Origin of the sequence: Streptomyces sp. NPDC002795, assembly GCF_042888725.1 — a bacterium.
In the GTDB taxonomy this organism is placed as follows: Bacteria; Actinomycetota; Actinomycetes; order Streptomycetales; family Streptomycetaceae; genus Streptomyces.
The window spans coordinates 241,547-252,830 of sequence record NZ_JBIAQB010000001.1 but is presented as its reverse complement, the minus strand read 5'-3'; the positions used below and the strand labels follow the sequence as shown (position 1 = coordinate 252,830).

Annotated in this window: 12 protein-coding genes and 1 pseudogene; 9 read left to right on the top strand and 4 right to left on the bottom strand. The window is 72.2% G+C overall.

Translation table 11 applies throughout. The annotated features are described in order from the left end of the window. Positions 1 to 55: 55 nt before the first annotated feature. The gene (locus ACFYWS_RS01045; RefSeq protein ID WP_389268120.1) at positions 56 to 787 is read left to right on the top strand and encodes a PP2C family protein-serine/threonine phosphatase; all 732 of its coding nucleotides are present in this window, start codon (positions 56 to 58) and stop codon (positions 785 to 787) included. A 97-nt stretch (positions 788 to 884) separates the two neighbouring features. Continuing rightward, on the top strand, positions 885 to 1,148 hold the full coding sequence (locus ACFYWS_RS01040; RefSeq protein ID WP_389268118.1) for a DUF5133 domain-containing protein: 264 nt from the start codon (positions 885 to 887) through the stop codon (positions 1,146 to 1,148). A gap of 134 nt (positions 1,149 to 1,282) precedes the next feature. Here the strand turns inward: ACFYWS_RS01040 and ACFYWS_RS01035 are convergent, their stop codons facing one another. Next, complete coding sequence (locus ACFYWS_RS01035) at positions 1,283 to 1,843, bottom strand: DUF4232 domain-containing protein (RefSeq protein WP_389268116.1); 561 nt, start codon at positions 1,841 to 1,843, stop codon at positions 1,283 to 1,285. Positions 1,844 to 2,014: 171 nt separating this feature from the next. Here ACFYWS_RS01035 and ACFYWS_RS01030 point away from each other — a divergent pair, with 171 nt between their 5' ends. From ACFYWS_RS01030 to ACFYWS_RS01015, 4 genes are all read left to right on the top strand, one after another. Next, on the top strand, positions 2,015 to 2,653 hold the full coding sequence (locus ACFYWS_RS01030) for a TetR/AcrR family transcriptional regulator (protein WP_389268114.1): 639 nt from the start codon (positions 2,015 to 2,017) through the stop codon (positions 2,651 to 2,653). Between the two features lie 174 nt (positions 2,654 to 2,827). Continuing rightward, positions 2,828 to 4,459 carry an MDR family MFS transporter gene (locus ACFYWS_RS01025; protein WP_389268112.1) on the top strand — a complete coding sequence of 544 codons (1,632 nt, stop codon included), beginning with the start codon at positions 2,828 to 2,830 and terminating at the stop codon, positions 4,457 to 4,459. Positions 4,460 to 4,599: 140 nt separating this feature from the next. Beyond that, positions 4,600 to 5,538, top strand: a complete 939-nt coding sequence (locus tag ACFYWS_RS01020; protein WP_389268110.1) for a sigma-70 family RNA polymerase sigma factor — start codon at positions 4,600 to 4,602, stop codon at positions 5,536 to 5,538. Between the two features lie 44 nt (positions 5,539 to 5,582). Continuing rightward, the gene (locus ACFYWS_RS01015; protein ID WP_389268108.1) at positions 5,583 to 6,239 is read left to right on the top strand and encodes a maleylpyruvate isomerase N-terminal domain-containing protein; all 657 of its coding nucleotides are present in this window, start codon (positions 5,583 to 5,585) and stop codon (positions 6,237 to 6,239) included. Positions 6,240 to 6,266: 27 nt separating this feature from the next. On the opposite strand, the pseudogene ACFYWS_RS01010 reads toward ACFYWS_RS01015, so the two are convergent. Further along, positions 6,267 to 6,518: pseudogene (locus ACFYWS_RS01010) on the bottom strand (LysR substrate-binding domain-containing protein); the annotation flags it as partial. Positions 6,519 to 6,538: 20 nt separating this feature from the next. On the opposite strand from ACFYWS_RS01010, the gene ACFYWS_RS01005 reads away from it, so the two are divergent. Beyond that, positions 6,539 to 7,024: a DMT family transporter gene (locus tag ACFYWS_RS01005; protein ID WP_389268106.1), complete on the top strand. Its 486-nt coding sequence runs from the start codon at positions 6,539 to 6,541 to the stop codon at positions 7,022 to 7,024. Here ACFYWS_RS01005 and ACFYWS_RS01000 read toward each other — a convergent pair. Together ACFYWS_RS01000 and ACFYWS_RS00995 are read right to left on the bottom strand one after the other, a co-directional pair. Continuing rightward, positions 6,981 to 7,226, bottom strand: a complete 246-nt coding sequence (locus tag ACFYWS_RS01000) for a metal-sensitive transcriptional regulator (protein WP_389269427.1) — start codon at positions 7,224 to 7,226, stop codon at positions 6,981 to 6,983. The genes ACFYWS_RS01005 and ACFYWS_RS01000 overlap by 44 nt on opposite strands. A 23-nt stretch (positions 7,227 to 7,249) precedes the next feature. After that, positions 7,250 to 7,816, bottom strand: coding sequence for a rhodanese-like domain-containing protein (locus ACFYWS_RS00995; protein ID WP_389268104.1), 567 nt, complete (start codon positions 7,814 to 7,816; stop codon positions 7,250 to 7,252). Between the two features lie 207 nt (positions 7,817 to 8,023). Here ACFYWS_RS00995 and ACFYWS_RS00990 point away from each other — a divergent pair, with 207 nt between their 5' ends. Beyond that, entirely contained in the window at positions 8,024 to 8,965 is a 942-nt protein-coding gene (locus ACFYWS_RS00990; RefSeq protein ID WP_389268102.1) for an SDR family oxidoreductase, read from the top strand. 155 nt (positions 8,966 to 9,120) lie between these two features. Continuing rightward, positions 9,121 to 10,467: an LCP family protein gene (locus ACFYWS_RS00985; RefSeq protein WP_389268100.1), complete on the top strand. Its 1,347-nt coding sequence runs from the start codon at positions 9,121 to 9,123 to the stop codon at positions 10,465 to 10,467. Positions 10,468 to 11,284: the final 817 nt, after the last annotated feature.

Sequence of the window (11,284 nt, the reverse complement as noted above, 5' to 3'; positions counted from 1 at the left end):
CGCCTCACCGGCACAACCGGAGCCGAGACGTCCGGCCCTCTCCCGAAAGGCCCTCATGACCACCCGTCCGTCATCGACCACCTCCCTGCCAGAGACGTTCGGCACGCTCGGCGTCAGCGCCCGGCGGCTGGCGGCGGGCGCGGGTCCTGGCGGCGGCGCGGGCGGCGATCTGCACGGCGTGGTCGACACGCCGTACGGCACCCGGCTGCTCATCGGGGACGTGATGGGCAAGGGGGACGTGAGGGGCAATGGGGCCGAGCTGTCCCGCACGGCCGACGTGGTCCTGCGCACCTGGCGCCGACTCGCTTGTGTGCAGCGGACGTTGGAGGTGCTCGCAGTGCGGCTGCACTCGCTGGTCGCGCACTCCGAGGAGCCCGACCGGTTCGTCACCGCCACGCTGGTGACGGTCGCGCCCGACGGGTCCGCCGAGGTGGTCTGCTGCGGGCACCCGTCGCCCCTGCTGATCCGTGACGGGGCCGCGGTACCGGCCGCCGTGCCCGCCCCGGCGCCGCCGCTCGGACTGCTCGACCTCGCGCGCGGTTGGTGCGGCGCCGAGCGGATATCCGCGACCGCGTGGGACCGCATGCTGCTGCACACCGACGGCGCCACCGAGGCGCGCGACGCGGACGGCGAGTCCTACCCCCTCGCCGAGCGCGCCACGGAGCTGAGCACGCTGCCGCTCGCCCCGTTCACCGCCGCCCTCTCGGCCGACCTGCTGCACCACGCGGGAGGCGGCCTCCAGGACGACGCCACCCTGCTGGCGCTGGAGCCGAACTCCGCACACTGAAATCCCGTCCCCGGAATCAGTTTTCGTCCCCGGTGGCAGGGGAGCCGGAGGGTGGACCATGTGACAGAAGACAACTACGGAAGGGGAGTGGCGGAACATGCTCCTCGCCCATCCCGCCCTGTTGACCGACCTCGTTCACGAATACGAGACGCTCAGCGTGCTCGACGCCGACGGAGGGGGACCGGCCGCGCAGCGCCGGCTCGATGACGTCGGATACGGCCTCTGCGTCGCCACCGGCACGAACGACGTGGACGCGGCGCTCGTCGCCGCCCGCCACGGGCTGCCCGGCGCACGCGTGCACGACGACTCGATGCTCACCGCGCGCCGCCCCAGGACACCGACGAGGCGTCGCCACCGGTGAGACAGAGGTGTCAGCGCGCCGCGTCGAGGTGTGAGACGGGCCGCTGCGCCGTGCCGTCGACGCCACCGGACGCCGCGATCACACCGATGGTGACGGCGACCGAGTAGCCCCAGGCGAGCACGGTGTCCGGGGCGTCAGACCGCCAGCGTGCCGAGGCCCATGGTCTCCTTCTCCAGCGCCCGCTGGGCCTGCGACGCCGACGACTGCCACAGCGTCGTCACCGGCTCCCACACCCGCACGCCGGTCGGTGAACCGAGGGTGAGTGCCTGGAAGCTGCTGCCCTGGTGATCGGGCACCGCCGTGACCGTCACGTACATGACGGCGGGCGCCTTGTCCTTGGCTTCCTCCGAGTCGGAGACCGACAGGACCGCCGCGTACGCCGTGTCGTGCGCGGCCAGCGTGCGCCCGGCGTGCGGCACCATCGGCAGCGGCAGCGCCGCCCCGTCCAGCTCCCCGTACGTGACCGTCGGGACGCGGTCGACGAGACAGGCCTTCGAGGAGTCGTTGCGCACGCTCAGTCTCAGGATGTCGGCGTTGTCGTCGGAGGGCTCGGCCCGCACGGTCACATCGTTCTCGCCGCAGCGCGCGAGTGCGGCGGAGCCCGCCGCTCCCGCGGCGGGCACGGCGAGTGCGGTCAGGGCGAGGGCGGCGGTGATGGCCGCCGCGGCATGACACGTGACGTGACGAGCGCGCATCGGAAGTCCCCAGTCCGTGGGTGGGTCCGTCGTGGTCGTTTCTCGCCGCCAAAGGGATGAAATACGGCGAATGCAGGCATACGACCCTAACGCGAATGTGTGACCCGGGGCACGCCGCCAGGTGAGGGTGCAGTGCGCGCAAGGTTTGCACGGTGTGCAAGAATCACGCTCGTGACCGTCTCCGACCCGCAGCCGAACGCCCCCGCCGAGGGGCTGCGCGCGCGCAGGCGCCGCCAGACGCGCACCGAGCTGCACGCGGCCACCGTCCGGCTGGCCCGCGAGCACGGCTTCGCGCAGGTCACGGTCGAGATGATCAGCAAGGAGGTCGGCGTCTCACCGCGGACCTTCTTCAACTACTTCCCCAGCAAGGAAGCCGCCCTCTTCGCTCTGCCCGGCACCGTGCCCCCCGCTCTCGCGGACCGGTTCGCCGAGGGGGAGGGGAGCGGAACCGACGCCGTGCTGCGCGACCTCGGCGACATCCTCGCCGACCACCTCCAGGAAGCGGCCCCCGAGCCGCAGGAACTGGAGGACACGCTGCGCATCGCGGAGGGCGTGCCCTCGGTCCTGGCCACGTTCCTCGCCCAGTGCGAGGCGGTCGAACGGGACCTCGCCGGGCTCATCGCCCGGCGCACCGGCACCCCGCCCGACGGCGCTGCGGCCGAACTGCTCGCGGGCGTCGCCATGGCGACCGTACGCAGCGGGATCAAGCGGTGGCAGCAGTCGAGCGACCACCACAACGGACCCGCCGAGTGCGTGCGCGAATCCTTCGACTCGCTGCGCACGCTGCTGGGGCCGGCCGCCGTGAAGTAGGCGCGCCTCCCGTGTGACCACCTCCCCCTCGCGGTCACCCACGGATCTCCCCTCTCCCCGAAGCTTCCCCCCGAAGCGGCACCACCGAAGTACCCCGTACGCGGCAATCGCTCTCCCCGCCGCAGGGTCAGCCCTGTTCCACCCCACTCGCACACCACATCGGAGAACACCGTAATGACGCACGCCCCCGCTTCCGAGGGCATCGACTCCGGCCCCGACCCGGCCAAGGGGATCGAAAGGAACGCAGAGATCGAAGAGGGCGCAGTCAAGCCGCACAACTTCGGCCTGATCTTCGCCGCGCTGATGCTGACCATGCTGCTCGGCGCGCTCGACCAGACCATCGTCTCGACCGCGCTGCCGACCATCGTCGGCGAGCTCAACGGCATCGAGCACATGGCCTGGATCACCACCGCGTACATCCTCGCCGCCACCATCGGCATGCCGGTCTACGGCAAGCTCGGCGACCTCATGGGCCGCAAGAACATCTTTCTCGCGGGCATAGCCCTGTTCCTGGTGGGCTCGGTGGTCTGCGGACTCGCCCAGAACATGGGCACGTTGATCGCGGGCCGCGCACTCCAGGGCCTCGGCGGCGGTGGCCTCATGATCACCTCGCAGGCGATCATCGCCGACCTGGTGCCGCCGCGTGAGCGCGCCAAGTACATGGCCCCGATGGGCGCCGTGTTCGGTCTATCCTCCGTCGTCGGGCCGCTGCTCGGTGGCTGGTTCACCGACGAGCACTCCTGGCGCTGGGCGTTCTGGATCAACCTGCCGCTCGGCATCCTCGCGTTCTTCGTCGCCGTCGTCGCGATCAAGCTGCCCCGCAAGGCGGTCAAGGTCACGCTCGACTACCTCGGCACCGCGCTGATGGCCGCGGCCGTCACCTGCACCGTGCTCTTCGCCAGCTGGGGCGGCACGCAGTACGAGTGGTCCGACCCGCTGGTCATCGGCCTCGGCGTCGGCGCGGTCGTCGCCTGGGTGCTGTTCTTCGTCGCCGAGAAGCGCGCCGATGAGCCGGTCATCCCGCTGCACCTGTTCCGCAGCCCGATCTTCAACGTCGCCACCCTGCTCGGCATGATCGTCATCGGTCTCGGCATGTTCGCGATCGTCGGCTACATGCCCACCTACCTGCAGATGGTCTACGGCAAGTCGGCCACCGAGTCCGGACTGCTGCTGATCCCGATGGTCGTCGGCATCATGGGCACCGCCCTGCCGTCCGGCGCGATCATGTCCAAGACCGGCAAGTACAAGGTCTATCCGATCGCCGGTACCGCGATCATCATGCTCACGGCATACCTGATGTCGACGCTCGACGTGTCCGACCCGGTCTGGCTGGTGTGCGTGTACGTCTTCCTCGCGGGCGCGGGCGTCGGCCTGATGATGCAGACCCTCGTGCTGGCCGTGCAGAACGACTTCCCGGCCGCGGAGGTCGGCACCGCCACCTCCGCGAACAACTTCTTCCGGGAGATCGGCGCGACGCTCGGCGTCGCCGTCGTCGGCGCCGTGTTCGCCAGCCGCCTCACCGACCAGCTGGCGTCGAGCATTCCGCCCGAGGCCGCCGCCAAGATCGGCGACAGCGACTCGCTGACCCCGGCGCTCGTCCGCGCGCTGCCGGCCGACCTGCGCGACACGGTCGTCAACTCCTACCAGGAAGCGCTCGTCCCGATCTTCCTGTACCTGTTGCCCGTCTTCGCGGTCGGCCTGGTCCTCGCCTTCGTACTGAAGGAGAAGCCGCTCGCCGACAACGCCGACTGGCACGCGGAGAACGCGGCTCCCACGGCGGACAAGGAGCCGCAGCCGGTCGGCTGACTCCAGCCCCGCCCCGTACGACAGGTGCCCCCGCCGCGCTCACGAAGCGCGGCGGGGGCACCTGTCGTATGCGATTGTCCTCTACGGTCACCATGGGGTGGCGCACCGCCATGACACGACATCACGGAGGAATGTGACAGATGGCCGACGCCGAAGCCCTCGCCGCCCGTTTCGAGGAGCACCGCCCGCGGCTGCGCGCCGTCGCCCACCGGATGCTCGGCTCGTCCGCGGAGGCCGACGACGTCGTCCAGGAGGCGTGGCTGCGGCTCAGCCGCACGGACGGGGCCGGGACGATCGACAACCTCGCCGCATGGCTGACCACGGTCGTCTCCCGCATTTGCCTCAACGCGCTGCGCGCCCGCGCCACCCGCCGCGAGGACCCGCTCGAGGCCCAGGAGCACGAGAGCGGCGAAGGCCCCGTGGACCCGGTGGACGAGGCGGTCATGTCCGACTCCGTGGGCCTCGCCCTCATGGTCGTCCTCGACCGGCTGGCCCCGGCGGAGCGCCTGGCCTTCGTGCTGCACGACCTGTTCACCGTGCCGTTCGACGAGATCGCGCCCATCGTCGAGCGCACCCCCGCCGCCACCCGTCAGCTCGCCAGCCGTGCGCGGCGCCGGGTGCGCGACGCCGACCCGCGCGCCACGGAGGCGGCGGACCGCGAGCGGCGCCGCGAGGTCGTCGAGGCCTTCCTCGCCGCGACGCAGGGCGGTGACTTCGAGGCGCTGCTCACCGTGCTCGACCCGGAGGTCGTGGTCCGCTCGGACGCCGCGGCGATCGCCATGGGCTCGGAACCGGAGGTCATCGGCGCGCGTGCGGTGGCGTCCCTGTACGCGGGTCGCGCCAAGGCGGCCCGCCTCGCCCTGCTCGACGGCACGGTCGGCGTGGTGTGGACCCACGCGGGCACCCTCAAAGTGGCGTTCGCCGTCGAGGTCGACCTCACGACGGACCCGCCCCGCATCACCGGCATCGAACTCGTGGCGGACGAGAAGCGGTTGGCGTCGATGGACGTCGTACCACTGCGCCGCCGCCGCGGCGGCGGTCCGCCCTCTGACGGCCAGTCAGCGGGCGGCGCCGAGTAGCCGCGCTCTGACACACGTGTCCCCGTTCCGATTGGTGTGCCGCCGTGGATCACTTCTCACGCTCATGGGCCGCGCTGCGCGCGGCCGTCGCCGACCTCCCCGACAAGGCCTTCGAGCAGCCCTCCGGCTGCACCGGCTGGCTGGTGCGCGACCTGGTGTGTCACCTGGTCATCGACGCGCAGGACGTGCTGATCACCCTCGCCACCCCCGCGTCGACGGAGCCGACCGTCGACGCGGTGACGTACTGGCACGTGGGTGGCGAGCCGCCGACCGGCGAGGATCCGCTCGACGCGCTGACCGTCCGCCTCGCCGCCGCCTACCAGGACCCGGCCCTGCTCACGTTCCACCTCGACGACATCGGATCCGCCGCGGGGCGCGCCGCCGGGCTCGCCGCCCCGGACGGCCTCGTGAGCACGCAGGAGCAGGTCCTCACGGTGGGCGACTACCTCACCGCGTACGTCCTGGAGTGGACGCTGCACCACCTCGACCTGATCGCCCACCTCCCCGATGTGCAGGGTCCGCCGGCGGAGGGCCTGGCGCGGGCGCGGGCGCTCCTGGAGGGGATCGCCGGCGCCGCGTTCCCCGCGTCGTGGAGCGACACGGACGTGCTGCTCGTCGCAACGGGGCGCCGACCCGCGACCGAGGTGGAGCGTGGTGAACTCGGCGCCCTGGCGGCCAAGGTGCCGTTCGTCATCGGCTGACCCCGCGGGCCGCCCGAAGGCACCGGCTCAGCGCGGCCGAGCGGAAGCGGCCTCGCCGAGCCGGTCCAGTACGTACGCGGCATCGGGGTGTCCGGCGGTGCCCGCCCGGTACACGGCCCGCACGGTGCGCAGTAGGGGGGAGCGCAGCGGGTGCAGGGAGATGCCCTCCAGGTGTGTCGGCAGGGCAAGTTGGGGCACGAGGGCCACGCCCGCGCCCCGTGCCACCAGGGCCGTCAGGACCCCGAAGTGACTCGCCCGCGCCACCGCGCGCGGCACGAACCCGGCCCGCCTGGGCCGTCATGGGCGCGGCCGTCGTGCAGGCCGTCCACCACTTCGCCATCAAGCCACTGCTGCGGCGACGCACCGGTCTGGAGGTCGCCTGCTACGCGATGTGGGCGGGCACGGCGCTGCTGCTGCCGCTGGCGCCGGGCGCGCTCGGTGAGCTGGTGCGGGCTCCTGCCGGTGCCACCGTCGCGGCGCTGTATCTGGGGCTGCTGCCGTCCGCCGCCGGATTCGTGGTGTGGGGTTACGCGGTGGCCCGGCTGACCGTGACGACGGCGACGGCTGCCCTGTATCTCGTACCCGGCGTGGCCCTCGTGGTCGCTTACCTGTGGCTGGGGGAGACGCCGGCGCCCGTGGAGGCGGTCGGCGGGATCGTGACGCTCGCGGGCGTCGTGCTGCTGGGGCGCGCCGCGCCGAAGCCGAAGAGGTACGGCGCGCCCCCGTCGCGCGAGGCGCACGTCACGCCAGGGACAGGAACAGCTTCTCCAGCTCGTCCTCACTGAGCGGCGGCTGTTCACCGTCCGCCGCGTTCATGCAGTCCCGCATGCCGGAGGCGATGATCTTGAACCCGGCCCGGTCCAACGCGCGTGAAACGGCGGCCAGTTGGGTGACCACGTCCTTGCAGTCGCGGCCCGCCTCGATCATCGCGATGACGCCGGTCAGCTGCCCCTGCGCGCGGCGCAGCCGCTTCAGGACGGCGTCCATCGCCTCCGGGTTGCCCGTACCGCTCACGAGCGAAGGGCCGCGCGGGCGGTGTCGAGGGCGCCGGGCGCGGGTTGGTTGAACGGAAGCTTGCCGAGCATCGCCGCCATGCCGCACGTGTTGCTCACGCCGGAGTACACGAGGCCCGAGGCGATGCCCGCCGCGAGCAGCCGGCCCTTCGGGGCGCGGCGGCCGAGCGCGAGGCCGAGCAGCACGAGCGAACCGGCGGTGAAGCGGACCTGGCGGTCCATCGCCCAGACGGCGCGCTCGGGGCGGGCCGCGGTGTCGACCGGCAGCCCCTCGGCGGCCCAGGCCCGCGTGCCACCGTCCAGCCCGATGGCGTCGACGCCCGCCTCCGCGAGCTTCGCGCAGGCCGCGGCGGAGCGCTGCCCGGCCGCGCACACGACGACGATCCGGCGGCGCCCGGCCGCGTCACGCAGGTCGGGCAGCAGCTCGTCGATGAGGTCCGCGGGCACATTGAGGGCGCCGGGCACGTGCCCCGACGCGTACTCGGCGGGCGCGCGCACATCGAGGACGAGGGTGTCGTCGGCGGCCCGGCCGTGCAGCTCGGCGGGGGCGAGGGTGGGGCTCATACGTCTCTCCTGTCTCGTTGGTATACCCCCGAGGGTATCAATGCGTACCCCCGTAGGTATGTGGCCCCACCGCCCGGGAAAAGTCCCACCGAAAGCAGGACAAGGGATGTCGGGTTTCCGGGACATGCTCGTGAGAGCGAGCCACACGCCACCCCGCGAGCCACACGCCACAACGCGAGACACCGGAAAGCAACGGGAGACGACCTCATGCCTGACACCCCCCACCCGGCGACGGACGAAAAGACCCTGCGCGGCAAGATCGCCCTGGTCGCGGGAGCCACCCGCGGCGCCGGCCGCGGCATCGCCGTCGAGCTCGGCGCGGCCGGCGCCACGGTCTACGTCACCGGCCGCAGCACCCGCGCCCGCCGTTCCGAGTACGATCGCCCGGAGACCATCGAGGACACCGCGGACCTCGTCACCGCCGCGGGCGGCCACGGCATCGCCGTCCCCACCGACCACCTCGAACAGGACCAGGTGCGCGCCCTCGTCGAGCGCATCGACCGCGAACAGGGCCGCCTGGACATCCTCGTCAACGACATCTGGGGCGGCGAGAACCTCTTCGAATGGGAAGCACCGGTCTGGGAGCACGACCTCGACAACGGGCTCAGGCTGCACCGCCTGTCCGTCGAGACCCACGCCATCACCAGCCACTTCGCGCTGCCGCTCCTGCTGCGCAACCCCGGTGGCCTGGTCGTCGAGGTCACCGACGGCACGGCCGAGTACAACAGCACGAACTACCGCGTTTCCTTCTTCTACGACCTGGCCAAGAGCTCCGTCCTGCGTATGGCGTTCGCCCTCGGCCACGAACTCGGCTCGCGCGGTGCCACCGCCGTCGCCCTCACGCCCGGCTGGATGCGCTCGGAGATCATGCTCGGCCACTACGACGTCACGGAGGAGAACTGGCACGACGCGGTGCGGGTCCAGCCGCACTTCGCCATCTCCGAGACACCCCGCTACACCGGCCGCGCCGTCGCCGCGCTGGCCTCCGACCCGGACGTCGCCCGGTTCAACGGGACGTCCCAGTCCAGCGGCGGCCTCGCCAAGATCTACGGATTCACGGACCTGGACGGCAGCAGGCCCGACTCCTGGCGCTATCTCGTCGAGGTGCAGGACGCGGGCAAACCGGCCGACGTCACGGGGTACCGCTGACCGTTGTGCCGATGGGGTCCGACGGGGTCCGACGGGGGAGGCCGCCATGCGTACATGACGGTGAATCAGGCGTGGCGAGGTGGGACGAGAGGGTTGATATGGGGTAAAGGGGACAGGTCGCACTCGCCCTGACATCCGCTCGACGGAGGTACTCCATGGCCCCTCAGCACCGTCTCCGCCGCCGCCACGCGGTGGCCGTCGCCGCTCTGCTGGTCACCACGCTCGCCGGAGCGGGACCGGCGGAGGGGAGAGCCGCCCCCGCCGCCGGCCACGAGTTCGATCAGGGCGTGGGTGTGGGCAAGGGCAGGGGCACGAACCTGCTCGTCGCGGGGCTCGACCGCCGAAAAGGGATGACCCGCGAGGAGATCCAGCGGCTGCACGTCGGCGGGCAGGAGTGCGGCTGCACCGACACGCTGATGCTCGTGCACATCGCCGCCGACGGCCGCCGGCTCAGCGTCGTCTCCCTGCCCCGCGACTCCTTCGTACGCTTCGCCCGGCACGGCCACCCCGCGCACAGCGGAAAGATCAACGGGGCGTACGCCCACGGGGGCCGGGACCTGGCCGTGCGTACCGTCGAACGCGCCACCGGCCTCCGTATCGACCACTACATGGAGGCCGACTTCCGCGGGTTCGTGGCGGCCGTCGACGACCTGGGCGGCGCCGAGGTGTGCAGCGACACGCGGCTGCGGGACGAGAACTCGGGTCTCGACCTCGCCGCGGGAACCCATGACGTCGACGGCGCGAACGCCCTGCGCTACGTCCGCGCCCGGCACCTCAACCCGCCCGGCGACCTCGGACGGGTGCGCCGCCAACAGAAGCTGCTGCTCGGCATGTTGGCGCGGCTCTCCGACGCGAAGGTCTTCAAGGACCCGATGGCCACCGCCCGTACGGCCCGCGCGCTGATGTCCCACGTACGCACCGACGGCCACACGGACATCCGTACGCTGACGTCCCTGGCCTGGAAGCTGCGCGACCTCACGCCACGGCAGACGGAGTTCGCCACCGTGCCCATCTCGAACTTCGACTACCGGGACCCCACCTGGGGCTCGTCACTGCTGTGGGACGACAAGCGGGCGAAGCGGATGTTCGGGGCGCTGGGCGCGGACCGGCCGCTGACGTCCACGCGGAAGTCCGGCGGACCGGTCCCGGTCGGCATGCCGCCCAAGGAGACCAAGGTGACGGTCGACGACCCGCGCGTCGCCGACGGGCTGCGCGAGAGCGGCTTCGACGTGACCGAGGCGCCCGCGCCGAGCAGCCGCCCGAGCGGACCCACCGTCGTCACGTACGATCCCGAACGCGCCCGCTTCGCGCCCTCCCTGGCGGCCGCGCTCCCCGGCGCGAAGCTGCGTTCCGTGGCCGGATTCGGCCCGGTCTTCCGCGTCGCCGTCGGCGGCGACGATCGTGGTGTGACGCAAGTGACGTACGACCGCAGCATGGTGGAAGGCGCCCCGGTTACCGGAGACCGGCTGCGCTGCGGGCACCCTTCGGGCAAAAAGGGCTGAAAACCGACTCCTGCGGGGCCACTTGAGGTTCCGTGACGGCAGCGCGACGCTCTGTGTTGCGGTTACGGTTCTGCTGTGGTGATCAACGCGCAAGGCAACAACGAGGCACATTCCACCGAGCCGGGCACGGCGCTGCTCCTCGCGGCAGCGCCCGCCGGCAAGGCGGGCCTCATCGACGCGGTCTCCGTGCTGCCCACGCTCGCGGCGGTCCCGCCGGGCGTGCTCGCCGGCACGGCGGCGGCGTCCGTCGTCGAACTCGCGGACCCGCTCGACCCGCAGGCCGTCCTCACCCGCCTGCGCACGGCGGCCGCGCAGCCAGGGCCGCTCCACCTGTACATCGCGGGTCAGCTCCATCTGGACCCCCGCCAGCGCCTGTTGCATCTGGCTCTCGCCCGCACCACGCCGTCGACGCTGCGTTACACGGGGCTGCCGTGGCACTGGCTCACCGGTGAACTCACCCGGCGCCGCCCACACACCACGACGGTCGTGGTCGACCTCGTCGCGGACGCGGAGGCCTGGAAGCACGTCGGTGTGGGCGGTCTCGGTCTCGGCCACGGCACCAGTGTCTTCGGCCGGGTGCTGCCGCCTCCGCCCCGCCGCACCACACTCACGCCCGCGTACCTCCGCGCCTACGCCGACATCTGGCGCACCGGCGCCCGCCCCACCCCACCCGACCTCCACGAGACGGCGGCGGCCCACGCGGGCCCGGCGGACGCGTTGTTCGTGGCGTTGGGGTCGGGACACGTGGCCGCTCCGGGCGAACCGGGCGGGCCCACGCGAACGGGGCGGCCCGCCGGTACGGACGCAGCGCCGCCCA